We start from the raw sequence: 25,589 nt of genomic DNA, 5'->3' as shown, positions 1-25,589 counted from the left end.
GCCGTTTACTCATGCAGAGGGTGCCGCAGTCCCCGGGGCGTCTGCGGCCGCCCGCGAATATGATGCCGAAACCCGGCGGTAGACCGGCGTCAGAAAGGCCGCCAAAGCGGCCGCGATCATGATGATTCCAGCCACCAGGAACACCAGCGCGATGCCGCGGGACGTGCCCTCGCCCAGGAGCGGGGCCAACCGGGCGGCGCCCTCGGCGGACCGCGCGTACGGGATGATCCAGAACTGGGCGATCGGGGCAATGAGGAATGCGGTGACCGGCGCCGCAGCGGACTCGAATGCCATGGCGAATCCGAACACCCGGCCCTGGCGGGGCAGCGGCACCACCTGCTGGATAACAGTCTGCTCGGCAGCTTCCACGAACGGTATCAGGACCAGGTACAGCCAGATGCCCGCGACGTACAGCCAGGCCCACTCCCGCAGCGTGAACACCGCACCGAGGAGGCCCATCACAGCCACGGCGATGAGCAGGGTGCGCAGCGGGTTGGCGCCGAGCCCGAACTTGCCGATCAGTGCGCCGCCCACGATGAACCCGGTGGAGCCGAGAGCAAAGACGGCCCCCCACATCTCCACGGAGAACATCTCCAGCCCGTACGGATCCATCAGCGCCATGTAGACGCCGCCGATGAAGTTGTTGAACGTGGAAAACAGGATGAGCGCGAACAGTCCGGCTATGGCAAGCACGGCAGCGAGTGAGCCGCGCAGATCGAATCCACCTTGCGCATCCGTCGCGGCCGCGCGCACTTCCTCCGGCATGCGCAGGGTGAGCAGGTGCGCGAACGCCAACGCAGTGAGGACCAAGGCGACGACGATCGTCCACCCCATGCCCAGCAGCCCGACGGACAGCCCGGAGAGCAGGGAGGTGACGATGAACATCAGTCCCTGCACCATGCCGACCAGCCCGTTGGCGTTGGCCCTCCGGTCCGGCTCGATGAGGATGGTGACCGTGGTGGACAGCGCGATGTTCCGCATGTTTTCCACGACCGCACCGACCAGGATGATCAGCATGAAGATCCAGAACCAGGGTTGGGCCAGGTCCAGGATCCGTGCGGCGGGCGTCAGCAGGAACATAACCCCGGATAGCACGAACATCACCAGGGTGAAGCCGGCGGCGAAGCGCATCACAGCCAGCTTGCGGTAGCGGTCCACGAAGGTGCCGAAGCTGATGCTGGAAAGGGCGATCAACAGCATGTACGCGCCGCCGACCACCCCGGTGGCGATCACGTTGCGGGTCTCGAGGTACACCCAGAACGTCAGTGCGAACCAGAGGTAGCTGGTGGTGATGTTGGCAAGCGCGGTATTCACCAGAATTCCGGCGAAGGTGCGGGACCGCTGTGCCGGACTGCGCAAGGAGGTATCGACGGCGTCGGGATCGGTCAGAGTCGGCGCCTCGGCGTCCTGGACCGGGGCGGGTTCCTGCTCGGTCATGCGTCCCAGTGTACTGACAGCTGACGGGCACGGATACGGCCCGTAAGCGGACGACGGCGGGACGTCCCGCGTCGTCGGTCTGCCGTAAGTAAAGCCCACGGGCGCCAAATGTGGAGGATCCGGGTTTGCACCAGCATAGTTAAGCTCTTGGGCTTGCACTTATGCGCTTATGGGTACGGTCACCGCATGAATGCAGGACGGAAACGAACAGGGGCTTGAATTGGCAGGGAATGCAACCTTCCGGCACAGCAACACCGCGCTGCTTTCGGTGAGCAGTGTCGAGGCTCCGAGGATCGTGAGTTCCATGGATTTCGACCGGAGGCTGGCTTCGACCCTGCAGCGGCTGAAGTTCCCCCCGCGGCTGCTGGAGCGCGTTGCCGGCATCACGCACCGCCGCTGGTGGGCCGCCGGGACATCGTTCGATGATGCGGCGGTCGAAGCGGGAGCGAAGGCCCTGGCCGAGGCCGGCGTCGGGGCATCCGAAATCGGCCTGCTGATCAACACCTCGGTCACCCGGCGCAACCTCGAACCATCTGTCGCGGTGAAGATCCACCACGGACTAAGCCTGCCGTCGTCGGCCATGAACTTCGACCTGGCCAACGCCTGCCTCGGATTCGTCAACGGCATGGCCCTGGCAGCCAACATGATTGACTCCGGCCAGATTAAGTACGCGATGATCGTCAACGGTGAAGATGCCCAGGCCACGCAGGAGGCCACTTTGGCCCGGCTGCAGCGGCCCGAGACGACCCGCGAGGACTTCAACCGCGAGTTCGCCACCCTCACGCTGGGCTCCGGAGCCGCTGCAGCGGTGCTCGGCCCGGCGGACCAGCACCCCGGCGCGCACCGGATCGTCGGCGGCGTGATGCGGGCCGGGACCGAGCACCATGAACTGTGCGTGGGCGGCATCGACGGCATGGCCACCGACACCAAGGGCCTGCTCGACGGCGGCCTCCAGCTCGTGGTCGATGCCTGGCATGAGGCCCAGCCGGAGTGGGACTGGGGCTCGATGGACCGTTACGTCACGCACCAGGTGAGCAATGCCTATACGAAGGCCATCATCGACGCCATCGACCTGGACCCGGACAGGGTGCCCATCACGTTCCCGCACTGGGGAAACGTGGGACCGGCCTCCCTCCCCATGACCCTCGCCGCCGAGGCGCAAACCCTCGAAACCGGGAACCGCGTGCTGTGCATGGGCGTCGGTTCCGGTCTGAACACCGCCATGATGGAAATCGTTTGGTAACCGCCGACTGGCCCGGCCTCGACCCCGAATGGTCGCGGGAAATCGATGTGGTGTCCACCTCCGCCGCCGATGACGCGGGGACCGTGCACCGCTGGCATCTGCTCGACAATGGTGCGCAGCTGTCCCGGCGTGGGCTGAGTCCGTCCGCCACCTTGCTGTGCGTCCACGGGAATCCGACGTGGTCCTACCTATGGCGGACGCTGATGGCCGCCGGATCCGACCCCGCTCATCCGTGGCGCGTGGTGGCGGTGGACCAGCTGGACATGGGCTATTCGGAGCGCACCGGCACCTTCCGGCGCCTGGCGGACCGGATCAACGACCTTGGCGATCTTACTGACGCGCTGAATCTAGACGGGCCGGTGGTCACCGTGGGCCACGACTGGGGCGGCGTGATCAGTTTGGGCTGGGCGCTGGCACATCCGCAGCAGCTCGCCGGGGTGGTGCTGACCAACACCGCCGTCCACCAGCCCTCCGGCTCCGGCATCCCGCCGGCGCTGCGGCTTGCCCTGCACCCGGCCGTGCACCGGTGGGGCACCACGACGTCGGACACCTTCCTGCGGGTGACGCATTCGCTGGCCCACCCGCCGCTTTCCACTGATGTCCGCAACGCCTTCATGGCCCCCTACCGCGGCGCCGGCCGCCGCGCCGGCGTGGGGAACTTCGTGGCGGACATTCCCGCCGACGCGTCCCATCCCAGCTACCCGGCGCTCAGCGGCGTCGCCGAGGGGCTGCGCGGGCTGAGGGTTCCGGCCCTGATGCTCTGGGGACCGCGGGACCCGATCTTTTCGGACCGGTACCTCAAAGACCTAATTGGCCGGCTGCCGCACGCGAAAGTGCACCGCTTCGAGGGTGCCGGCCACCTGGTCGCGGAAGACCGGGACATCGCCACTCCTGTCTTCGAGTGGCTTGCCGAACTTGACCGGGACAGCGGACCCGACCCTCAACAGACAAACGCCCCGACCGACGGCGTCCCGCCCCTTTGGGGGCTCCTCACCGAGCAGGCGGCAGGAGCCGCCAGCGGGGATACCGCCGTCGCGGAAATGGCCGCGGACGGCAACGTCGCCCGAACGCTCAGCTGGCGGGAGCTTGAACAGAGCATCGCCGCCCTCGCGGCGGGCCTGCAGGAAGCCGGCGTACGGCACGGCTGCCGGGTGAGCCTGATGGTTCCGCCGGGGGTGGACCTGACAGTAGCCCTCTATGCGTGCCTGCGGCTGGGGGCCGTGGTGGTCGTGGCCGACGCCGGGCTGGGAACCAGGGGCCTGAGCCGTGCCGTGAAGGGCGCCACCCCGGATTTCCTCATCGGAATCGACAGGGCGCTGGCGGCTGCCGCGGTACTCGGCTGGCCGGGACGGCGCATCAGTGTGCAGGACCTGCCGGCCGCCCGCCGCCGCCTCCTCGGCGTCGAAACCTCCCTCGCCACCCTCGCCCGGCGCGGAGCGAGCCTGAGGTCGGAACCGCCGGTAGAGGCTCCGGATCCGGATGCCGACGCCGCCGTACTCTTTACATCCGGCTCCACCGGTCCCGCCAAGGGCGTGCTCTACACGCACCGGCAGCTGGCCGCGATGCGGGATACCGTGGCCGAGACTTTCGGGATCCGTTCCGGTGCCCGGCTGGTGGCGGGCTTCGCCCCGTTCGCCCTGCTGGGGCCCGCGCTTGGAGCGGTTTCGGTGACGCCGGCCATGGACGTCACTGCGCCCCGAACCTTGACGGCCCGGGCGCTGGCGGACGCCGCCGCGGCCATAGACGCCACGGTGGTCTTTGCCTCCCCGGCGGCGTTGCGCAACGTTCTTGCTACCCGGGATGGCCTGAGTGGGGCAGGGCGTAAAGCCCTGGAAGGTGTCGAGTTGCTTCTGTCTGCCGGCGCGCCCATCCCCGAACCGCTCCTGGCGGAGGTGCAGCGGCTGGTGCCCCGGGCCTCGCTGCATACGCCGTACGGCATGACCGAGGCGCTGCCGGTCACCGACATCAGCCTCGAACAAATTCAGGCCGCCGATGCCGACGCTGCCGCCGGAACCGTTGCGGGAGCGGGCAATGGCGTGTGCGTGGGGAGGCCTGTGCATGGCGCCCGCGTGGCCGTCGTCCCACTGGCCGCGGATGGCACCGCACCCGGGACGGATTTCGTGACGGAAGCCGGGGTGACCGGCGAGATCCTCGTCAGTTCCCCGCACGTCAAGGAAGCTTACGACAGGCTTTGGCTGCTCCAGCGGGAGAGCACCAGCCTGCCCGGATGGCACCGCACCGGCGACGTCGGGCACTTCGACGCTGCTGGCCGGCTCTGGGTGGAAGGGCGTCTCGCGCACGTCGTGACGGCGCCCGGTGCTGTGGTGACGCCCGTGGGCGCCGAACAGGCCATCGAACGCCTGGACGACGTCGGACTGGCCGCCGTCGTCGGGGTCGGTCCGTCCGGGACGCAGGCCGTCGTCGCCGTCGTCGAGACCGTGCCTCCCGCCCGCAAAGCGGGCCCTGCTGCGCCGCAGTTTGCCGGGCGTGTCCGCGGGGCGGCTCTTGCGGCAGGCGTCAGTGTCTCCGCTGTGCTCAAAGTCCCCGCACAGCCCACCGACATCCGGCACAACGCCAAGATCGACAGGACACGCCTGTCCCGCTGGGCTTCACGGGTGCTGGCTGGCGGCCGTCCGGGCCAGCCGTGAGGGTCCTCGTCACCGGCGCAAGCGGGCTGCTCGGGCGGGAAGTGGCTCGGCTACTGGTTCGCCAGGGCCATGCCGTGGCTACGTTCCAGCGCCGTCCATCAGGGGTCGACGGCGCTGCGGACTTCTGCGGGTCCGTCACGGACGATGACGCCGTCTGTCGCGCCGTCGTCGGCGCCGAGGGCGTCATCCACCTGGCCGCGAAAGTGTCTTTTACGGGCCATGCCGCGGAGTTCGACGAGGTGAACGTTGCAGGCACGCGCCGCCTGCTCCACGCCGCCCGTGCGGCCGGCGTGCGGGACCTGGTGTTCGTCTCCTCCCCGTCCGTGGCCAACTCCGGCACCGCCATCGCCGGGCTGGGTGCGGAGCCGGCTGACCCTGAGCATGCGCACGGCGACTACTCCCGCACTAAGGCCGAGGCCGAACTGCTGGCGCTGGCAGCGGACGCTCCGGAATTCCGGGTCGCGGCCGTGCGCCCGCACATCGTCTGGGGCCCCGGCGACACGCAACTGGTGGAACGGGTCCTGGCACGTGCCTGCCGCAGCCGCCTGCCGCTGCTCGACGCCGGTGCGGCCCTGATTGATACCACCTACGTGGACAACGCCGCCTCGGCCATCGTCGCCGCGCTGCACCGCATGGAACACGTCCATGGCAGGGCCCTGGTTGTGAGCAACGGCGAGCCCCGCCCGGTCGGCGAGCTGCTGGCAGGGATCTGCGCCGCGGGGGGCGTCCCCGCGCCGTCGTGGAGTGTGCCGGGTGGAGTGGCACGGGCGGCGGGAGCGGTGGTGGAGAAGATCTGGACCTGGTCCGGGCGGAAAGAGGAGCCGCCGATGACCAGGTTCCTTGCTGAGCAGCTCTCCACCGCCCACTGGTTCGACCAGCGCGAGACCCGTGAACTCCTCAACTGGACGCCCGCCGTCTCGCTGGATGACGGACTGGCGAAGCTGGCCGAGCACTACAGTTCCTGGTCAGGACCCCGACGAACGTTGTAGACCCCGTTTAGGAACCTTTCCTCCAGAGCGACAGTGGCACCACGCTGCGGCTGCATCCTGATTCGTCCAGGACGTGGCCCAGCCGCTTATACGTCCGGACTACCGCTTGGCGGGAGATGACAGTGCTGCCAGGAGCCCGCTCGGCCAGTTCGCGTTCGTAGGCCTGGACTTTCAGGTAGTCGCGGACCCATAGGGTGACCAGCAGGTTCTGGGCGCCGAGGACTTGGGCACTCAACCGGCAGTTGTCCAAACCGGCGAAGTAGCGTCCGACGTCGTCAACAAATTGGGCCGGGACGTTCAGGACCAGCGTGACTTCCCGGAGGCCCTGCTGGGCGGAAGTGGACGTATCGCACCGAAGCGCTATGTAACCCGTCGCGAGGAACCGTTCCACCCGCCGCCGAGCTGTTTGGGCCGAGACGCCGCAAGCGGCGCCCAGTTCTGCCCAGCTGGCGCGGCCATCCTTGGTGAGTTCTTCCAGCAATGCTGCGTCAATCCGGTCCGGTGCGTAGGCCGGCTGCTCGCGCAGGGGTTCCGCGGACACGAGCCGGGCGCGTGCGGGTTCGAGAGTCCCGCTGCGCCATTCCGAGGCTTGCCGATACAGCTTGGTGACGAAAACGGCCTCGCGGTGCGTCACGCCGGGCAGCCCCGGAAAGGAGCCCGTGACGATGTCCATCAGTTCGTCGTGGCTGGACGCGAAGCAGTCCACGAAGAGGTCGTGCGAACCGGTGACCAAGGAGACGGTGCCGAACGCGGGTTCCGCGCACAGGCGTTCGATGAGTGCCGCACTGTCGCTGGGCGTTGAGGAGAGGTGGATGAACGCGGACCAGCCTGCACTGAGGTAGCGCTGGCCGGGAGCAGGCGTGATCCACGCCTGGCCCTGGTCGCTGAGGGCGTTCCGGCGACGGGCAACCGTTGGACCCGACAGACCCAAGGCGTCGGCAACCCGACTCCATTCGGCCCGCGGGTTGATCTGGAGGGCATTTACGATCTCAAGGTCCAGCTCCGAGATCATGGCTGATTCGTTCAATATTCCCTCCTTCAGCGCGATTTCGAACATTTCCACGGCAAGTGTAAACGACCGTCCTAACGTGGTGACTTGCATCACCCCTGGCGAATCCCGCCGAGACAGCAAGCACAACCACAAGGAATCACATGGAAAGTAAGACGGCCCCTCCGGCTACCGTGGGCACAACACACAGGACGATCGCGGGCATGATCATGGCAATGGCATTGATTGAGTCGCTTAGCGGGGTCACACAGGGGTACCTGAATCCCATCCTGCCGGCGCTCGGGCCGGTCTTCGAGATTGACGACCCACCATCAACGGCATCTTCCTCATCTCCAACGTCAGCTTTGCGGTCCTTACCCCGATCATTTCCCGGCTGGGCGACAGCTACGGATACCGTCTGGTGTTGCGATGGTCCACCGGCGTTGTCGCGGTCGGCGCGCTTCTAATGGCCCTCTGGCCGTCGCTGTGGACGGTAACGCTGGGTGTCGTCATGCTCACGTCCGTGGTGGGCTTCATCCCGCTGATGATGGGAATTCTGCGGGTGAGCAGCCCTGCTCACACCCGCACGGGCGTGAGCGTCATGATCGGCATGCTGATGATCATGGTGGGAGCAGGCGGGCTTCTTGCCGGAATAGTCGGCGTCACCGACCCGACGCTCGGCTTCTGGGTGGCTGTCCCGTTCGCAGTGGCCGCCGTCGCCTGTTCGTTTGTGCTGCCCGACGCGGGGATCCCGACTCGTGAGGGCATCGCCCTGGCGCCGCTCCTGGCGTGCTCGCTCGGGCTGATTGGTTTTGTTGTGGCGCTCTCCATGGCACCCGAGTGGGGTTGGCTCGACGCCCGGACCCTGGTGGCCGGAGTGGTAGGGCTTGCCCTGCTGGCGTACTGGGCCAAACGCGATTCCAGCGCAACCGAAGGCCGGAGGTTCATGGATCTGCGGATGCTCGTCAACCCGCGGATCCGCACCGTCTCGCTGGCTACCTTCTTCTTCGGCTTCGCCTCCATCAGCTACTTCGGCACCAATGGCATCTTCCTGCATGCCAACCCGGACAAGACCGGTTATGGCTTCGCCCTGAGCCCCCTGATGATCGCCATTGTCCTCGCTCTGGCCTCGGTTCTCTCCCTGTTCTCCTCGCTGCTGACCGCCAGGGCAATGAGGAAGTTCGGCGAACGCGCCATCCTGGTTTTCGCCGGCGTCCTGTTGGCGGCCGGCTTCCTGGTGATGGTGGTTGCCCACGGCTCGCTTGCGGGCTACTCCGCGGGCTTCGCCATGTTCAACCTGAGCTTGGGCATGTACCAAGCGGGAACGCGCGCGCTGTCCGTTGAGGGCGTACCGGTGGAGGAAACGTCGACGGCGGCCGGGCTCAACGAGTTGGCCCTGTCCGTAGGTATCGCGGTAGGGGCGGCCGTGGTGAAGCTGATGTCTTCGGCGTCTGTGGAATCCGGGCACATTACTGAAGCCGGGATCTTCTTCATCTGGGGCGTCCTGGCCGCCGCAGCCCTGGTCGCTGCCGCTGCGGGTGCCCGCTACCCGAAGCGGCAGACAATGGAGGTGGGGGCGTGACGACTGGGCGGAACAGCGGGATGCGAGGAAGCGCCGTCGAACACGTGTCCCAAGGCGACATCCAGGCCGCACTTGCTGCCGCGGTGGAACGGTGGGAGCCGGACGTCCTGGATTTGAGCCACGCCATCCATGCAGACCCTGAGCTGGGCGGGCAGGAATTCCGTGCCGTCAAACGGGTGCGGCGGGTGCTGCGGAAGGCCGGGTTCAGCTTCGATGAGGTTCAGCCCGGGCAACCCACGGCATTCAGTGCGCGCTTCGGAACCGGCGACCTTGTGGTGGCACTGTGCATTGAATACGACGCACTGCCCGCTATCGGCCATGCCTGCGGGCACAATGTGAACGCGGCCAGCGCCGTTGGGGCAGCGCTGGCTCTGGCGGCGGTGGCCGACGACTTGGGCATAACTGTCAAAGTGCTTGGGACGCCGGCCGAAGAGACCACGGGCGGCAAAGTAGACCTCATCGACGAAGGGTTCTTCGAGGACGTGTCCCTGGCCATGATGGCTCACGCTGCGGCAACGGATGTGGTTGGTGGTTCATCGTTGGCCATGTGCATGTGGAATGTCTTGTTTGAGGGGCGTCCCTCCCATGCCGCCGCTGCTCCTTCGGAGGGCGTCAACGCCCTGGATGCGCTGGTGGTTGCACAAACGGCCATCGCCTTGGCCCGGCAACAGCTGTCCCCTGGTTCGATCGTTTCGCTGATCGTCACGGAGGGCGGCAGCGCAGTGAACGTCATCCCGGACCGGGCTCGGGCGACCATCGAAATGCGGGCCCCCAGCATCGAGAGCCTCAGCCGCATCCAGGACAAGGTACGGCGCTCCCTTGAAGCGGGTGCCCATGCGAGCGGCAGCACGCTACAGATCGCGCCGCACGGTAACGACTACGCCGAACTGCGTCAGGACGCATTCCTCTCGGAGGCCTACCGGGCAGCCATGACGTCAAGGGGGAGGTGCGTTGTATTCACCGCGGAGCCGGTGGCCTCTACAGACATGGGGAACGTTTCGCAGGTCGTCCCAAGCATCCATCCGATGGTCGGCTACGACGTAAGGGGCAGCGCACATCACACCGCAGAATTTGCCGCGTTTGGCGCCTCAACAGGTGCGGACAAGGCAGTCCTGGACGGCTCGTTCGGCCTGGCCGCAGCCGCATGCGCTGCTGCCTTGGACCCGGAGGAGAGGAGGCGTCTGCTCCACCGGGGATAGCTGCGGTTTAAGGGACCTTGGCCACGAACGGACACTTGTTGCCCCCCGCGGGGGCCACAAGTGTCCGTTCGTGCTAAGAGAGGCTCAGGCGCCAGTTGGCATCAGCGTGCCGCGGCTACGGGCTGCTCCTGAAAGGCCGGCACCACGTGCTCGATGAAAAGCTCAAGTGAGCGCTTCTTCTCCTCGTGGGTCAGGCTGTTATCGGACCAGAGGCTGAACTCGGTGACGCCGAGCGCCTCGTAGTGGCGGAGCCGCTCGATCACTTCCTCGGGCGTACCGATCATGGCCGTCTGGTGGAGGGACTCGGGCGTGAACTCCGGGCGGTCGGCGAATCTCTCAGCGGGGCTGGGCTCGAGGAATCCGTTCTTCGGGGTGGTCTTGTTGCCGAACCAGGCATCAAAGGTCCGGTAGAACTTCTGGATGCCCTCGGCCGGACGCCGCCATCCCTCGGGTTCGTCTGCGGGGTGGACGTGGGTGTGACGGAGCACCATGAGGTCCGGGCGGGGGACGCCGGGGTTGTTCTCCACGGCGGTGTCGAATTTGTGCGCGAGGTCTTCGACCTCCTCGTCGCCCTTCATGAGCGGCGTCACCATCACGTTGCAGCCGTTGGCGACGGCGAATTCGTGGGAGGAGATGTCGCGGGCGGCGATCCACATGGGCGGCGTTGGTTTCTGCAGCGGCTTCGGGACGCTGGTGATGATGGAAGCGGGCCTGCCGGCCGGTGTGCTGAACGTCGTCTCGTCGTCGTCGGCTTCATCCATCTCCGGGCCCCTGCTGAAGGATGCCCGGCTGCGGAAAATTTCCTTCACGGGCTCGACGCCGGTGGGCAAGCAGTTGATCGCCGAGGCGTCCCAGAACGTGCTGCGCACGTCCATGGAGCTCGGCGGCAACGCGCCGTTCGTCGTGTTCGAGGACGCCGACCTGGACAAAGCAGTGCAGGGCGCTATGGCGGCGAAAATGCGGAACATGGGCGAGGCCTGCACCGCCGCCAACCGGTTCCTCGTGCACGAGTCCGTGGCGGCGGAGTTCACGGCCAAGTTCGCCGAGGCGATGAAAGCACTTCGCCCCGGCCGCGGCACCGAGAATGGCGTGACAGTCGGCCCGCTGATCGACGGCGGCGCGCGCAAGGATGTGCACGCCCTGGTGGAGGGCGCCGTGACCGCCGGTGCAACGGTGGTCACCGGCGGCGCGCCCGTGGATGGCCCCGGATACTTCTACCAGCCCACGGTGTTGGCTGGTGTATCAAACGACGCCGAGATCCTGCGCACCGAGATCTTCGGTCCGGTCTCCCCGATCACCACGTTCAGCACCGAGGAACAGGCCATTGCCATGGCCAACTCCACGGAGTACGGCCTTGCCGCTTACCTCTACAGCGGGGACTTCAACCGCCTCCTCCGGGTGTCCGAGCAGATTGAGTTCGGCATGGTCGGCTTCAACGCCGGCGTCATCTCCAACGCAGCGGCACCCTTCGGCGGCGTCAAGCAGTCCGGCCTCGGCCGCGAAGGCGGCTCCGAAGGCATCGCCGAATACACCACCACGCAGTACATCGGCATCGCAGACCCCTACGCCTAGATCCAGGCATAGCGCGAACGGACACTTGTGACCCTGAATGGCAGGGGCCACAAGTGTCCGTTCGCGCTGAGCGGGTCTGAGGAAACTCCCCTAAACGAGCGGCCACGGGTACCGCATGCCCGTGCGGTCGACTGGCAGTACCGGTTCGTGAAGCAGGCGCCGCACGCGGCGCTGCAGGGCGGTGACCTCCGAGCCGTCGAGGAGCTCCGCCACGTCGGCGGACACGGAATCGGCGAGCGGAGCGATGTCCTCGAGCAGGGCTTCGGGGATGGGGTCACCCGCGAAGTCCCAGATCACGGTGCGCAGTTTGAAGGTTGCGGAGAAGCACAGGCCGTGGTCGATGCCCCACACCCGACCGTCGTCGCCGCGCAGCACGTGCCCGCTTTTGCGGTCGGTGTTGTTGGCGATGTAATCGAACAGGGCGATCCGCGCCAGATCGCGGTGCGTTTCCGGGACGTCGGCATAGAGGGTGAAGTAATGCTCACCGAAGTCACAGTCGATGAACCACTGCAGCGACCCGACTCCCAACGGTGCCTCCTCGCGGATCACGGTCGTCGGCACGAATCCCCAGCCCAGGGACTCGCTGAGCAGGTACGCCGCCCGCTCCCGCCGGTACAGTCCCGGCTCGAAATCCGACAGCGGGCGCTCGCCGGCCTCCGGCTTGTACACCGCATAGGCGGAGTCGTCCCCGCGGGAGACCTCGACCAGGAACGTCTCGTTGCTGCTGCGCGGGATGCGTCCGATCAGCTCGACCTGGCCCTCGGTCAGAAGCGTCTGCTCGCGTCCACACACAGCCATGTCACACCCTCAGCCCGCTCAGCGGTTCCGACGTCGAATTCACCATGAGCACGGCAGGCGCCTGACCGTCCGAATAGGAGATGGCCGAGACCGACCCCGGGCTGATGACAATCCGCTGAAAGTGGTCAAGATCCGTGCCCAGGGCGTGGGCCACTGCCGCCTTGATCGGGTCGGCGTGGGAAAAGCAGACGACGACGCCCCCGGCGTGCGCCGTGCCCAGCACCTCGAGCGACCCGACGATCCGCGCCTGCATCTCCATGAAACTCTCGCCGCTCGGGAAGCGGAAGTCGGACGGGTTGTGCTGCACGGTCTGCCACTCCGGCAGGCCGGCCAGTTCTGCGAGGGCAGCGCCGGTCCACTCGCCGAAGTCGCACTCGATCAGGCCGGCCTCCTCGCGCACCTCAAGTCCTGTGCCGGCTGCCGTGGGCTCGGCCGTCTCGCGGGTGCGCTCCAGCGGCGAGGAGTAGACGGCGTCGACCTTAAGGCCCGCGAGCCGTTCCGCCACCAGTTCAGCCTGGGCCCGGCCCCGGTCGGACAGATGCAGTCCCGGCGCCCGCCCTGGCAGCACCTTGCCCGTGGTGGGCGTCTCCCCATGGCGCACCAGAAGGAGGAGCGTGCTCTCCGGTCTCGGCGGCTGTGCGGATGGTGCCGACGGTGTTTCTGCAGTCATCAGCATCAAGCGTAAGCGGGGCAGGGGGTGTGCCGCAGGAATCGGAGGAAATCACTCGATTCCCCGCACAGTCAAGGACTACCGTAGAGGGGTGAGTGATCGTCCAGATATCTTCACTGTTGGCGAACTGCGTGCATCCGGCCACGTCCATAAGGACCTGCGCCACGAAATCCGCGACAACCTGATCGCCGCGCTCGCGGCGGGCCGCGATCCGTGGCCGGGGCTGTTCGGGTTCAGCCGGACAGTCCTTCCCCAACTCGAGCGTGCCCTGATTGCCGGCCACGACGTCGTCCTGCTCGGCGAACGCGGGCAGGGCAAGACCCGGCTGCTCCGTACCCTGGCCGGGCTGCTGGACGAGTGGTCGCCGGTGATCGAGGACTCGGAACTCAACGAGCACCCGTACGAACCGATCACCGAGCAGTCCCGCGCCCGTGCACTCACCGAAGGCGACCGGATGCGGGTGGCCTGGCGCCACCGCTCGGAACGGTACGTCGAAAAGCTCGCGACGCCGGACACCTCCGTCGCCGACCTCATCGGCGACGTCGACCCGATGCGGGTCGCCGAAGGCCGCCGGCTGGGGGACCCCGAAACCATCCACTACGGCCTGGTCCCGCGCTCCAACCGCGGGATCATCGCCATCAATGAGCTGCCTGACCTCGCCGAGCGGATCCAGGTGTCGATGCTCAACGTGATGGAGGAACGCGACATCCAGATCCGCGGCTACGTGCTGCGGCTTCCGCTGGACGTGCTGGTCGTCGCATCCGCCAACCCCGAGGACTACACCAACCGCGGCCGGATCATCACGCCCCTGAAGGACCGCTTCGGCGCCGAGATCCGCACCCACTACCCGATCGAGCTGGACGACGAGGTCTCCGTCATCCGCCAGGAGGGGAAGCTGGTGGCTGACGTCCCGCCTGTCATCCTCGAGATCCTGGCCCGCTACACCCGGGCGCTGCGGCAGTCCCCGGCCATCAACCAGACGTCCGGGGTTTCCGCCCGCTTCGGCATCGCGGGCGCTGAAACCGTCGCGGCGGCGGCCCTGCGCCGGGCCAGCGTGCGCGGGGAGGACCATGCTGTTGCGCGGATCATCGACCTCGAGACCGCCGTGGAAGTCCTCACGGGGAAAATCGAGTTTGAGTCGGGCGAGGAAGGGCGTGAACAGGGCATCCTCGACCACTTGCTGCGCACAGCCACGGCCGAAGCCGTGCGGGCGCATTTCAAGGGCATCGAGATGGGGCCGCTCGTGGCCGCGCTCGACGGTCACACCACCGTGACCACCGGGGACCAGGTCACAGCCCGGGAGTTCCTGCAGAATCTTCCGTCCCTCAATGGATCCGGAAACGGATCAAGTCTCTACGACAAAATCAGTGAGCGCCTGGGCGCGAAAAACGACGGACAGCGCGCTGCCGCCGTCGAACTTGCGCTGGAAGGCCTGTACCTCGCCCGGCGGATCTCCAAGGAGTCCGACGACGAGGCAACGGTCTACGGCTAAGTACAGTTTCTGCTTGGTACAGGAGGCATCATGACCCTGCACAACCGGTCCAGGTACGGCCGGTACGCCGGAGGTCCGGATCCGCTTGCCCCGCCCGTGGACCTGGCCGAGGCACTGGAAGCGATCGCCGAGGACGTGATGGAAGGCTACTCGCCCCGGCATGCCCTGCAGGAGTTCCTGCGGCGCGGCGGCCGGAACCGCGACGGGCTCGACAACCTGGCCCGGCGCGTCCAGCAGCGGCGGAGTGAACTGCTGGGCCGCCATAAGCTGGACGGCACCCTCAGCGAGGTCAGGAAGCTGCTGGACACCGCGGTGCTGGAGGAGCGCAAGCAGCTCGCCCGCGACGCCATGATGGACAACAACGACCGCGCCTTCCGGGAGATGCAGCTGGAGAACCTGCCCCAGTCCACGGCCGCGGCGGTCAACGAACTGGCTTCCTATGACTGGCAGTCGAGCAGCGCCCGGGAAGCCTACGAAAGGATCAAGGACCTGCTGGGCCGCGAAGTCCTTGACCAGCGGTTCGCCGGCATGAAGCAGGCGCTCGAGAACGCCACGGATGATGACCGCGAAGCCGTGAGCGAGATGCTGCGCGACCTCAACGAGTTGCTCGGCAAGCACCGCCGCGGCGAGGACACCGACGCGGACTTCCGGGCGTTCATGGCCAAGCACGGCCAGTACTTTCCGGAGAATCCGCAGTCCGTCGAGGAGCTGGTGGACGCCCTCGCCAAGCGCGCGGCCGCAGCCCAGCGACTCCTGCAGTCGATGTCCCCCGAGCAGCGCGATGAGCTGATGCGGCTGTCCGCCCAAGCGTTCGGCTCGGCCGAACTCATGGCCCAGCTCAACCAGCTCGACGGCAGCCTGCGGGCTCTGCGCCCCGGCGAGGACTGGAGCGGTTCCGAACGCTTCGGGGGCCAGGAAGGACTCGGACTGGGTGACGGCACCGGCGTGCTGCAGGACATTGCCGAGCTCGACGAGCTGTCGGAACAGCTCTCCCAGCATTACAACGGGTCCACCCTCGACGACCTGGATCTGGATGCCCTCGCCCGCCAGCTCGGTCAGAACGCCGCCGTGACGGCCCGCACCCTCGCGGAGATCGAGCGGGCGATGCAGGACGGCGGCTACCTGCGCCGCGGGGCCGACGGCGACCTCCGGCTGTCGCCCCAGGCCATGCGGCGGCTCGGGAAGTCGCTGCTGCGGGACACCGCCAAACAGCTGTCCGGCCGGCAGGGGGGCCGGGATACGCGCGTCGCCGGGGCCGCCGGTGAACAGACCGGCTCCAGCCGCCAGTGGGAGTTCGGCGATGCCGAGCCGTGGGACGTCACCCGCACCATAACCAATGCCATACGGCGCACCATGGCCGACGGCGGTGATCCGGGCCGCGGACTGCGTCTGGCGGTGGGGGACATCGAGGTGTCGGAGACGGAGGCGCGTACCCAGGCCGCGGTCGTCCTGCTCGCCGACGTTTCCTTCTCTATGGCGGCCGAGGGGCGGTGGGTGCCCATGAAACGCACGGCGCTCGCCCTGCACCACCTGGTCTCCACCCGGTTCCGCGGGGACCGGTTGCAGCTCATCACGTTCGGCCGTTACGCGCAGTCGATGGACATCGGCGAGCTCACGGCCCTGCCGGCGTTTCAGGAGCAGGGAACCAACCTGCACCATGGTCTGCTGCTGGCCGGCCGTTTCTTCCGCCAGCACCCGTCGATGCAGCCCGTTCTCCTCGTGGTGACCGACGGCGAGCCCACTGCCCATTTGCTGGGCGACGGTGAGTCGTGGTTCTGCTGGCCGCCGGACCCGGAGACCATCCGGGTTACGGTCGCCGAGCTGGACCGGCTTGGGCGTGCGGGCACGCAGGCCACGTTTTTCCGGCTCGGTGACGACCCGGGCCTTGAAAGGTTCGTTCGGCGGCTGGCCCGCCGGATCGACGGCCGGGTGGTCGCACCAGACACCGGGGATCTCGGCGCCGCGGTTGTGGGGGAGTACCTCCGTGCCCACTTCCGCGGCCGCGCTTACGACGACGACTGGGCCGCCGGGATTTAGGTCAGGCGGCGGCCAGTACAGGTGCGGCGACCGGCAAAACGGTCAGCTTCGGCGCTGTGATTTTCGGCGCGAGGATGCTGAACCGGTAGTCGCGCTGGAGCGGATCGACCTGCAGCGGAAGGTGATGGGATCGGGCGCAGCCGTGGAGCTCTTCCATCGCCTGGGGTTCCACCTCGGCCAGGGTCATATCCAGCTCCAGTGCCAGCCCCGGAACCAGCGCGTCGGCGCGCTTCATCACGCTGTACAGGCCCTGAATGCTTTGGACAGTCACGTGACCCTGGGTCTTGACCTGGGCCTTGGCACCGTCGAGGTCAACGCTGACCAGCACCCGCAGCTTCTCGTTCACTAATTTTCTCCCCAATTTAGAAAGGGCCACCACGCTGTGGCCCCCGATTACGATAGACCAATGTGACGTGGCTAACAAGTCGGCGGGGTGCGGGGCTGAAGGACGGCCGGTTACTTCTTCTCCTCAACGGGGATTTCTGCCGTTGCCCGTTGGGTTACAGCCCAGCTCGCGAGGACTTTCAGTGCATCCTCGGCCGGGGTCCCCGGCTCGGCCGTGTACACGTTGATCCGCAGCCCGGGATCAGCGGGGAGCTCGAGCGCTTCGTAGCTCAGGCCGATCAGATCCGTGAGGTCCTTGTCGAAGGGGTTTTTCCCCGCGGTGGAGCGCAGGACCGCGACGATGTCGTCCGCGGCGCGCTCCCAGTCGGCAAAGAACTCCCGCGCCTTCGGGTTCAGGAAGGTGAACCGTGCGCTGTTCGGCGGGGTAACCTGCTCGGCCATCAGGTCCAGGTACAGCGCCCGGCCGAGGTCATTGGCGGCCAGGACATCCCCGCGGTCGTTGCGGACCCAGGCCGGGGCGATAGTTATCGCGTCGATGACGCGCTGCACGCTCGGCCGTACTGTCTGCGGGCTGCGCTTGCGCCGCACGCGGGGGGAGGCGGTGGCAGCACGGGCGAGGTCGAAAAGGTGAGCTGTTTCGGCGTCGTCGAGCTTCAGGGCCCGGGCGAGTGCCTCGATGACGCTGTCCGAGGCGCCGGAGAGGTTTCCGCGCTCCAGGCGGATGTAGTAATCGATGCTCATCCCGGCGAGCATGGCGACTTCCTCGCGGCGCAGCCCGGCCACGCGCCGGTTCCCGCCGTAGACCGGTAACCCGGCTTCCTCGGGCGTGATCCTGGCCCGCCGGGAGGTCAGGAATTTCCGCACGTCGTCGCTGTGTGTCATGGCATCAACGCTACGCGGCGGCTGATGCTCGAGGGAGGCACTGGCATTACCCGGAACAACAGGAACTCCCGGCCCCTGAGAAATCACGGTTGCATTGAAAGCATGAAACCTGAACCCGCGACTGCTGCCCACCCGGCCGCGATTCTGGCGATCATCCTCGTCAGCTACTTCATGATTCTCCTGGACAATTCGGTGATCTTCACCGCGCTGCCGAGCCTGCAGGCCGAGCTGCAGCGGTTCAGGGTATATCGGTGCGGCGATCGTCGCATCGGCCTTGCTGTCCCTGCTCACCGCGAGCTTCCCGGAAGGCCGTGAGCGCACCCGGGCCGTCGCTTTGTATGGTGCGACCGCCGGGATCGGTGCCAGCCTTGGCCTGGTCATCGGCGGTGCGCTGGCCCACTGGATCTCCTGGCGCGCCGGATTCTTCGTCAACGCGCCCATCGGAGCCGCGATGATTGCACTCGCTCCACGGTTCCTCCCCGAAACGGGGCGAGCACGCGGCCGCTTCGACGTGTTCGGGGCGCTCAGTGCGACCCTCGGTGTCGGAGCGCTCGTGTTCGGGATCATCAACACCACTGACGCGGGCTGGAACTCGCCGATAACTGCCACGCCCGTGAGCGCCGGCGTCGTACTTCTCATCGCGTTCGTGCTGATCGAACGCAAGGCCGCCCAGCCCATCATGCCCCTGCGCCTGTTCAGGAGCCGACGCCGTACCGGTGCCTACGTGGCGCGTTTCCTGTACCTGGGCGCGATGATCGGGTTCTTCTTCTTCACCACGCAGTACCTGCAGGAAGTTCTCGGCTTCGACCCGCTACAGGCCGGTTTTGGGTTCCTGCCCATGACCGCCGTGAACTTCGCCGTCGCGATGAGCATTCCCCGGCTCGCCCGCCGGATGTCCGGCTCAATTCCCCTCTTGGCCGGGATCCTGATCACCCTTGCCGGAATGTTCTGGCTCAGCCGGGCCGGCGTCGACTCCGGCTACTGGACAGGCGTCGCATTGCCGATGGTCCTCATCGGCGCAGGCCAGGGTCTCGCCTTCGCACCCCTGACCTCGTTCGGCATCATCGGTGCGCCCGCCTCCGACGCCGGTGCGGCCTCCGGTCTGGTGAACACCTTCCACCAGGTCGGCACCTGCCTCGGGCTCGGCATCGCGGTCGCGGCAGCAGCCACCGTCCCCGCCGGCGGTCCTGCTACAGCGCACCTGGCAGCGCAGGTCAGCCTCGCGCTCACGACGGGCAGCGTCCTGCTGCTCCTCAGCCTGGCCGTCACCTCTGCCCTCATCCTGCCCGCAGATTTGTCCGGGAGGCGGGCCAGAACACCACGGACGGCCGTGTCCGCACCCCAAGCCGAGTACGCCCGTTGAACCGCTCATTCCCAAGAGGGGTACTGATGTGCCCTCCCTTAACCCCGCCCATCTGAATACGTTGAAAGGCATGAACATGGAACTTACACTCAACAACGGCATCACGATGCCCGCACTCGGTCTGGGCGTCTTCCAAAGCCCACCGGAGCAGACCACGACGGCGGTCGAGGCCGCGCTGGCGGCCGGCTACCGGCATATCGACACCGCCGCCGCGTACGGCAACGAGCGGGAGGTCGGCGAAGGCATCCGCCGTTCCGGCGTCGATCGGGCGGACGTGTTCATCGAGACCAAGGTCTGGGTGAGCGACTACGGCTACGACGAAACCCTGCACGCCTGGGAGAAGGCGGTGGCCAAGCTTGGCGTCGAATCCCTCGACCTGCTCATCCTGCATCAGCCCGCACCCGACCGGTTCGACAAGACCATCGCCGCGTACAAGGCGCTTGAAACCCTGCTCGCCGACGCGCGCGTCCGGGCGATCGGCGTCAGCAACTTCATGCCGCACCACCTCGAGCAACTGCTCGCCGCTACCGACATCGTCCCGGCGGTGAACCAGGTCGAGCTGCACCCCTTCTTCACCCAGCCGGACGTCCAGGCAGCCGACGCCGAAAACGGCATCCTCACCCAGGCATGGTCACCCATCGGCGGCATCACGTTCTACCCCGGCTGGGGCGAAGGCCGCCGGAACGTGATGGAAGACCCTACGATCGCCGCCATCGGGCAAACGCACGGCAGGAGCGCCGCCCAGGTCATGCTGCGCTGGCACCTGCAGCAGGGCCGTTCAGCGATCCCGAAATCAACCAACCCGGCACGCATCGCCGAGAACTTCGACGTTTTCGACTTCGAGCTCAGCGCCGCCGAGCTCGCATCGATCGACGCGCTCGACGCCGGGGTGCGCAACGGACCGGACCCGGACGAAGCCCGCGAGGAACGTTTCGCGATGGTCATCCCCGAAGCCTGAAACAAAGAAGAAGAAGGAGCCGCTATGGAATACCGCCCGCTTGGCCGCACCGGCGTGCAGGTCAGCCCCCTGTGCCTCGGCGCGATGATGTTCGGCCCGTGGGGCAACGACGACCGCGCCGACAACACCCGGGTTATCCACCGCGCCCTCGACGCCGGGATCAACTTCATCGACACCGCCGACGTCTACTCGGGCGGCCTGTCTGAGGAGATCGTCGGGCAGGCGCTGGAAGGCCGGCGCGACGACGTATTCCTCGCCACGAAGTTCTTCATGCCCATGAGCGAGGACCCCAACCACCGCGGCGGATCCCGCCGCTGGATCATTCGCGAGGTGGAAAACTCGCTCCGCCGGCTGAACACCGACTACATCGACCTCTATCAGGTTCACCGGCCCAGCCCCGACACCGACGTGGAGGAGACTCTGGGCGCGCTCACCGACCTCGTCCGTCAGGGCAAGGTCCGCTACATCGGTTCCTCGTCGTACTCCGGATCGCAGATCGTGGAAGCCCAGTGGGCGTCCCGGGAACGCAATCTGGAGCGGTTCGTCACCGAGCAGCCGCCGTACTCGATCCTGGTACGCGGCATCGAGGAGGACGTCCTCCCCACGGTGCAGCGCCACGGGATGGGCACCCTCACCTACAGCCCGCTCGCTGGCGGCTGGCTTTCAGGACGCTGGCGGAAGGACGCAGCATCCGCACCCACCTCGAGTGCCCGCCCGAGCGCCCGGTTCGACATGACCAGCCCGGCCAACCAGCGCAAGCTCGACATCGTCGAGGAACTCGCCCAGCTCGCCGAACAGGCAGGAATGAGCCTCATCGAGCTGGCGATCGCGTTCGTGATCAACCACCCCGGCGTCACTTCCGCCATCGTCGGACCCCGCACCATGGAGCAGCTCGAGTCCTACCTCCCGGCGGCGGGCCTCACCCTGTCCGCCGACGTGCTGGACGGCATCGACAAGATCGTCGCGCCAGGTGTGACGGTCAATCCCGAGGACAACAGCTACGGCGCGCACGAACTCACCTCTCAGGCGCGGCGACGGAAACTGCCGTGACCGCCGAGGCAGTGAACGCGCTCCACGAAGCCATGTGCGAGGCTATGGTGAACGGCGACGTGGCAGAGCTGGACAGCATCCTCGCGGAGGAGTTCACCCTGACCCACATGACCGGATACGTGCAATCCAAGTCGGAATGGTTGGACGACATCGAAACCGGGCAGATGCGGTACCACCGGATGGAAACAGTCGAGGCCACCTTCAACCCGGAGGGGACCGTGCCCGGGCTGACCGCCCGCACGCTCACCGACGCCACCATCTGGGGAGCGAGGGGCACCTGGCGCCTGACGCTGAGCTCCTGGTTCGAGCCCCACGGAGACGGCTGGGTCATCGCACGCACCGTCGCATCAACATGGTGACTCCGCGAGACTGAACTGCTGGAGGGTACTGTCTACTGAACATCGTTTGTTGACAGGGCAGCGTCATGACTGCTTGGTTGAGACGATGCCATCGCGGCACTGAAAGGCGGGTCTGTGAATGGCGCGAATGCCGCCGGCCACGGTGGAGGTGAGTGCCGCCGTCGTCCACGCCCTCATACGGGACCAGCGGCCGGACCTTGCCGGCCGCCCCCTGGTGCGGCTGGCCAACGGCTGGGACAACGCGACCTTCCGGCTCGGTGACGATCTGGCCGTCCGGCTGCCCCGGCGGGACGAGGCAGTACCGCTGATCGTGCACGAGCAGCAGTACCTTCCCGGCATCGCCCGCCGGTCCCCGGTTCCGGTTCCGGTGCCCGTCCATGCGGGCCATCCGACGTCGGACTTTCCCTGGCCGTGGAGCATCGTCCGGTGGGTCTCCGGCACCGCCGCTGTGGACGCCGCATCGGCGGCCCGCAGGCGGGCCGTTGACGGACTGGCTGCCTTTCTCATGTCCCTTCACGTGCCCGCCGACACGGGTGTCCCCGTGAATCCGGTCCGCGGGGTGCCACTGATGGACCGTGACGCCGTGGTGCAGGAACGGCTCGGGGACCGGGAACGCTACCCTCGGTCGGCAGAGTTGAGGGCGCTGTGGGCGCAGGCACGCGCGGCTCCCGTCTGGGACGGCCCCGCGATGATGCTCCACGGGGACCTGCATCCGGCCAACATTTTGCTGGTCGGAGACGGGTCGCTGGCCGGTGTGATCGATTTCGGCGATGTGGGGGCCGGGGATCCGGCCGTCGATCTCGCCGTGGGCTGGTTGATGTTCGACGCCGGCGCCCGCCAGCGCTTCATCGGTATCTTTGGCTCCGCAGTGGACGCTGACACCTGGACGCGCGCCCGCGGCTGGGCCCTCGTCCTGTCCACCGCCATGCTCAGCAACTCCGACGACAGCCCGCGCATGTTCTCTGTGGGGGAGTTCGGAATTTGGCAGGTCCTGGCGGGCTGAGGTCCGGGGCATGGGGGCCTGAAGCACGCACCTGAACTCGGCCACTTCATAACGACTTGATAAGGATACTTATCATCTTGAGTCGGGCTCAATAGACTTTGTTCATGGAACCGCTGGTGTCAATCTTGTTGGTGTTTGCGGTGGCGCTGCTTTGGCTCGCTGTTCCGGTGCTGCTGCTCTCGAGGATCAACCGGGATGAGCGTCGGGCCTGGCGGCAGCAGAGGAAGGCGCTGCGCATGAAGGAGCGCGATAGCCATAAGAGCCACGTCCCAAAGCGGGCTGTTCTGGCCCGAAAGCGTGGACTCAAGCTCTCGAGGCGTCGCTCCGAGTCGAAGCCGCCGGCGCGCCCGTCCGCCAGCTGAGCCGGTAAGGGCACCTTGGAAAGAACGGACGACGGCGGAACCTTCCGCCGTCGTCCGTACGCTAGCGAAAATATGCGTATCCCTGGTCGGGCGGCGGTAGGGTGGGGCGCATGGAGATGCGCCTTGAAGTTGTGCAAGTGCCGGTCGCTGATGTGGACGCGGCGAAGTTGTTCTACGTGGAGAAGCTGGGCTTCGTCCTGGACCACGACGTGGAACACATCCCCGGAATGAGGGTGGTGCAGCTGACGCCACCCGGTTCCGCTGCCTCGATCGTCATCGGAACGGGAATGACCAGCATGGCGCCGGGGAGCCTGGAAGGGCTGCAGCTCGTCGTACCCGACATTGACGCGGTGCGCGCCCAGCTGCTGGACCGGGGCGCTGGCATCAGCGAGGTCCAGGACATGGGCGGCGTGCTGTTCGCATTCCTCAGCGATCCGGACGGCAACCGCTGGGTCCTTCAGGGCGCAACGCCCCCGGAGGTCAAGAGCGCCCACTTGGACCGGGCAGCCTCGTAGCTGCATCGCCGCCGTGCGCTGCATAGGACGACGACGGCGGAAACCTCCCGCCGTCGTCCGTCCCGTTGGGGGGAATGACGAAAGATCAGTCCCGTCCCTGCCAGGTGCAAATGTCCACCACGTTCCCCTCGGGATCGATAAGGGACACCCACGCGGGTGCGTAGCGGTCGCCCAGGATGCGGCCGCCGGCGGCCAGGACCGCGTCGATGCGCGCCTGCGCCTGGTCATGCGGAACCGAAACGTCCATGTGGATCCGGTTCCGCGGCGGAACGAACTCTTTATCCTGGAACCACGCGGGCGGGCCGATGAGGTTGGGTTCGATCAGGTCCTCGTCCCCGACGGCGACGTAGCCCAGCGCCGCACGCCAGAACTCCATGACGGCTGGCCGGTCCTCGGCGTCGAACGCGAGCTGGACGTGCTGCACGGACGTAGGGTCCGCCTTCAGCCCAAGCCGTGCAGCAACGCCGGAGATGCTTCGGGCAAGCTCCAGGTCGCGGTCGCTGAGCCCAACACCGGGCGTGATGACCTGGACGGTCACGGTGTCCGGCCTGAGGTCCACCAGCGGGGCGTGGCCGAGCGCTTCGGCAGCCTCCGCGATCGCGGCAACGAACTTGGCGCCGGTGGCGAAGTCGCCAGTTTCGTAGAGGGTTTTCGCGCCCCAGAAGAGCACGCGCCACTCCCTGACGCCGTCGGCGGAAGAGAATTCTGCATCGGAAATCAGTTTGGCCATGCCCCCACTATTCGGAGTCCGCGGGCAGCGGTCAATGAGTCTGTCCCGGTAACTAGTAGGCTTCTTTCGGTTGGTCTCGCACCGACACACTATTGGGAAATCTGTGGGGGAATAATTTCATGAAGTGCCGCTGGGCGACATTCACTGCAGTGCTGGGCGCGTTCCTGTGCCTGGGTTCTGCGCCGGCAGGGGCAGCACCTGACGGGGCAATCTCCATCTACGGCACGCCGGTGCGGGTGGCCATTGCTGCGGACGGCACGGCTTACCTCAGCAATTATGGCCAGGGCGGAGGCGTCTTCGTGGTTCCCTCCGGGGCCACCAAGCCGTCGCGCACCATCAGCACCGGAGGACACAGCACCACAGGTCTCGCGCTCGGCCCGGACGGCACCCTGTATGTGGCCACGGCGGACGGCGCGGGCCACGGCGCCATCGGCGTTATTCCGGCCGGAGATGCAGGCACGGCACGGACCATTCCGGTGTCCGCCGGACTCCATCCGCTCGCCGCCGGACCGGACGGAACGGTCTACGTCGCCAACTCCGCCGAGAACACCGTCTCCGTCATTGCGCCCAACGGAACCGCGGTGGATCGGACTATTAAAGTCGGAGCTGGCCCGGCGGAAATTGCGGTGGCGAAGGACGGAACCGCGTTCGTGGCCAACCAGACCGCCGGCACGGTTTCGGTGATACCGGCGGGCGCGGGCGCGGTCTCAAAGACCATCGAGCTGCTCTCCGACACCGGAACCTCAGAGCAGCCGCACGGGATCGCAGCCCGAGCTGACGGAACCGTCTATGTGGCCAACATCAAGTCCAATGACCTCGCCGTCATCAAACCCGGTGCCCACACCGTGGCTGAGCGGATCTATGTTGAGGGCGGGCCGCAGGACGTAGCCCTCGCACCGGACGGCTCGCTGTACGTGACGAGCCTTCTGACCCAGAAGCTGTCCGTGATCCGTCCTCAAGCCAAGGACGTGGGCGGCTCCATCCCTACCGACGGCGGCCCCGGTCACCTGGCGGTGGCCCCCGACGGTTCTGTCATCGTGATCAGCCCCCCGGTTTCACCGCCGGGTGACGGTGCGGTGGTCCGGTACTCCGCGGCGGCCCTGGCAGCGGCGTCGCGAGGTTCGACGGCGGCAACGCCGGCTGCGTCCGAGGCGCCGACGGCGGCAGCACCGGCCGCAACTCCGGCCCGGGAAACGGCGGCGCAACCAGACGACGGCTCCTCCAGTGCCCTGCCCGCCGTGGCCGGCGGGGTGGCGGCAGCCTTCGCCGCCGCCGCCGTTTGGATTCTGGTGAAGGGCCGCCGCAGGAAGGCGGCCGGACTGGCCGCCGGCGCCGGTCAGGCGGGGTAGCGGGCTGTAACATCGTTC

Annotated in this window: 24 protein-coding genes and 1 pseudogene; 17 read left to right on the top strand and 8 right to left on the bottom strand. The window is 67.1% G+C overall.

What is annotated here, in order from left to right; genetic code table 11:
* Positions 1-9 precede the first annotated feature (9 nt).
* Positions 10-1,437: an MFS transporter gene (locus QFZ33_RS22605; protein WP_307031172.1), complete on the bottom strand. Its 1,428-nt coding sequence runs from the start codon at positions 1,435-1,437 to the stop codon at positions 10-12.
* Between the two features lie 220 nt (positions 1,438-1,657).
* Between QFZ33_RS22605 and QFZ33_RS22600 the strand changes: the two genes are divergently transcribed.
* From QFZ33_RS22600 to QFZ33_RS22590, 3 genes are read left to right on the top strand one after another with little or no spacing between them, the layout of a single operon-like run.
* Positions 1,658-2,680, top strand: coding sequence for a 3-oxoacyl-ACP synthase III (locus QFZ33_RS22600; RefSeq protein ID WP_307031171.1), 1,023 nt, complete (start codon positions 1,658-1,660; stop codon positions 2,678-2,680).
* Complete coding sequence (locus QFZ33_RS22595; protein WP_307031169.1) at positions 2,674-5,328, top strand: alpha/beta fold hydrolase; 2,655 nt, start codon at positions 2,674-2,676, stop codon at positions 5,326-5,328. Before QFZ33_RS22600 ends, QFZ33_RS22595 begins: the two co-directional genes overlap by 7 nt.
* Complete coding sequence (locus QFZ33_RS22590; protein ID WP_307031167.1) at positions 5,325-6,317, top strand: NAD-dependent epimerase/dehydratase family protein; 993 nt, start codon at positions 5,325-5,327, stop codon at positions 6,315-6,317. The genes QFZ33_RS22595 and QFZ33_RS22590 overlap by 4 nt, the downstream gene beginning before the upstream one ends.
* Before the next feature lie 7 nt (positions 6,318-6,324).
* Here QFZ33_RS22590 and QFZ33_RS22585 read toward each other — a convergent pair whose 3' ends face one another.
* Entirely contained in the window at positions 6,325-7,344 is a 1,020-nt protein-coding gene (locus QFZ33_RS22585) for an Lrp/AsnC family transcriptional regulator (protein ID WP_307031166.1), read from the bottom strand.
* Positions 7,345-7,636: 292 nt separating this feature from the next.
* Here QFZ33_RS22585 and QFZ33_RS22580 point away from each other — a divergent pair, with 292 nt between their 5' ends.
* On the top strand, positions 7,637-8,887 hold the full coding sequence (locus QFZ33_RS22580; RefSeq protein WP_307031968.1) for an MFS transporter: 1,251 nt from the start codon (positions 7,637-7,639) through the stop codon (positions 8,885-8,887).
* Entirely contained in the window at positions 8,884-10,086 is a 1,203-nt protein-coding gene (locus QFZ33_RS22575; protein ID WP_307031164.1) for an amidohydrolase, read from the top strand. The genes QFZ33_RS22580 and QFZ33_RS22575 overlap by 4 nt, the downstream gene beginning before the upstream one ends.
* 101 nt (positions 10,087-10,187) lie before the next feature.
* Here QFZ33_RS22575 and QFZ33_RS22570 read toward each other — a convergent pair whose 3' ends face one another.
* Positions 10,188-10,742, bottom strand: coding sequence for an LLM class flavin-dependent oxidoreductase (locus QFZ33_RS22570; protein ID WP_307031966.1), 555 nt, complete (start codon positions 10,740-10,742; stop codon positions 10,188-10,190).
* A gap of 40 nt (positions 10,743-10,782) precedes the next feature.
* Here QFZ33_RS22570 and QFZ33_RS22565 point away from each other — a divergent pair.
* Positions 10,783-11,658, top strand: a pseudogene (locus tag QFZ33_RS22565) (aldehyde dehydrogenase family protein); the annotation flags it as partial.
* 90 nt (positions 11,659-11,748) lie between these two features.
* On the opposite strand, the gene QFZ33_RS22560 reads toward QFZ33_RS22565, so the two are convergent.
* The gene (locus QFZ33_RS22560) at positions 11,749-12,456 is read right to left on the bottom strand and encodes an SCO1664 family protein (RefSeq protein WP_307031162.1); all 708 of its coding nucleotides are present in this window, start codon (positions 12,454-12,456) and stop codon (positions 11,749-11,751) included.
* A 1-nt stretch (position 12,457) separates the two neighbouring features.
* Positions 12,458-13,126: an MSMEG_4193 family putative phosphomutase gene (locus QFZ33_RS22555; RefSeq protein WP_373427317.1), complete on the bottom strand. Its 669-nt coding sequence runs from the start codon at positions 13,124-13,126 to the stop codon at positions 12,458-12,460.
* A 91-nt stretch (positions 13,127-13,217) separates the two neighbouring features.
* Here QFZ33_RS22555 and QFZ33_RS22550 point away from each other — a divergent pair, with 91 nt between their 5' ends.
* Positions 13,218-14,618, top strand: a complete 1,401-nt coding sequence (locus QFZ33_RS22550) for a sigma 54-interacting transcriptional regulator (RefSeq protein WP_307031159.1) — start codon at positions 13,218-13,220, stop codon at positions 14,616-14,618.
* A gap of 30 nt (positions 14,619-14,648) precedes the next feature.
* Positions 14,649-16,655, top strand: coding sequence for a vWA domain-containing protein (locus QFZ33_RS22545; RefSeq protein WP_307031157.1), 2,007 nt, complete (start codon positions 14,649-14,651; stop codon positions 16,653-16,655).
* A 1-nt stretch (position 16,656) separates the two neighbouring features.
* Here the strand turns inward: QFZ33_RS22545 and QFZ33_RS22540 are convergent, their stop codons facing one another.
* On the bottom strand, positions 16,657-17,001 hold the full coding sequence (locus QFZ33_RS22540) for a hypothetical protein (RefSeq protein WP_307031155.1): 345 nt from the start codon (positions 16,999-17,001) through the stop codon (positions 16,657-16,659).
* 110 nt (positions 17,002-17,111) lie between these two features.
* A complete protein-coding gene (locus QFZ33_RS22535) occupies positions 17,112-17,882 on the bottom strand; it encodes a helix-turn-helix transcriptional regulator (RefSeq protein ID WP_307031153.1) in 771 nt (256 codons plus the stop codon).
* Positions 17,883-17,984: 102 nt separating this feature from the next.
* Here QFZ33_RS22535 and QFZ33_RS22530 point away from each other — a divergent pair, with 102 nt between their 5' ends.
* From QFZ33_RS22530 to QFZ33_RS22495, 8 genes are all read left to right on the top strand, one after another.
* Complete coding sequence (locus QFZ33_RS22530; protein WP_307031151.1) at positions 17,985-18,197, top strand: hypothetical protein; 213 nt, start codon at positions 17,985-17,987, stop codon at positions 18,195-18,197.
* Complete coding sequence (locus QFZ33_RS22525; RefSeq protein ID WP_307031149.1) at positions 18,157-19,245, top strand: MFS transporter; 1,089 nt, start codon at positions 18,157-18,159, stop codon at positions 19,243-19,245. The genes QFZ33_RS22530 and QFZ33_RS22525 overlap by 41 nt, the downstream gene beginning before the upstream one ends.
* A 76-nt stretch (positions 19,246-19,321) precedes the next feature.
* Positions 19,322-20,203 carry an aldo/keto reductase gene (locus tag QFZ33_RS22520; RefSeq protein ID WP_307031147.1) on the top strand — a complete coding sequence of 294 codons (882 nt, stop codon included), beginning with the start codon at positions 19,322-19,324 and terminating at the stop codon, positions 20,201-20,203.
* A 24-nt stretch (positions 20,204-20,227) separates the two neighbouring features.
* Positions 20,228-21,253, top strand: coding sequence for an aldo/keto reductase (locus tag QFZ33_RS22515; RefSeq protein WP_307031145.1), 1,026 nt, complete (start codon positions 20,228-20,230; stop codon positions 21,251-21,253).
* The gene (locus QFZ33_RS22510; RefSeq protein WP_307031143.1) at positions 21,250-21,612 is read left to right on the top strand and encodes a nuclear transport factor 2 family protein; all 363 of its coding nucleotides are present in this window, start codon (positions 21,250-21,252) and stop codon (positions 21,610-21,612) included. The genes QFZ33_RS22515 and QFZ33_RS22510 overlap by 4 nt, the downstream gene beginning before the upstream one ends.
* Before the next feature lie 118 nt (positions 21,613-21,730).
* Positions 21,731-22,615 carry an aminoglycoside phosphotransferase family protein gene (locus QFZ33_RS22505; protein ID WP_307031141.1) on the top strand — a complete coding sequence of 295 codons (885 nt, stop codon included), beginning with the start codon at positions 21,731-21,733 and terminating at the stop codon, positions 22,613-22,615.
* A gap of 104 nt (positions 22,616-22,719) precedes the next feature.
* Entirely contained in the window at positions 22,720-22,977 is a 258-nt protein-coding gene (locus QFZ33_RS22500; RefSeq protein WP_307031140.1) for a hypothetical protein, read from the top strand.
* A gap of 110 nt (positions 22,978-23,087) precedes the next feature.
* The gene (locus QFZ33_RS22495) at positions 23,088-23,492 is read left to right on the top strand and encodes a VOC family protein (protein WP_307031138.1); all 405 of its coding nucleotides are present in this window, start codon (positions 23,088-23,090) and stop codon (positions 23,490-23,492) included.
* 85 nt (positions 23,493-23,577) lie between these two features.
* On the opposite strand, the gene QFZ33_RS22490 is transcribed toward QFZ33_RS22495, so the two are convergent.
* Positions 23,578-24,222 (bottom strand): VOC family protein, encoded by a 645-nt coding sequence (locus QFZ33_RS22490; protein ID WP_307031136.1) that lies wholly within the window; start codon positions 24,220-24,222, stop codon positions 23,578-23,580.
* Positions 24,223-24,341: 119 nt separating this feature from the next.
* On the opposite strand from QFZ33_RS22490, the gene QFZ33_RS22485 reads away from it, so the two are divergent.
* A complete protein-coding gene (locus tag QFZ33_RS22485) occupies positions 24,342-25,571 on the top strand; it encodes a Vgb family protein (protein WP_307031134.1) in 1,230 nt (409 codons plus the stop codon).
* Positions 25,572-25,589: the final 18 nt, after the last annotated feature.

Origin of the sequence: Arthrobacter globiformis, assembly GCF_030815865.1 — a bacterium.
Taxonomy (GTDB): Bacteria; Actinomycetota; Actinomycetes; order Actinomycetales; family Micrococcaceae; genus Arthrobacter; species Arthrobacter globiformis_B.
This window is presented reverse-complemented; position numbering and strand designations above follow the sequence as displayed.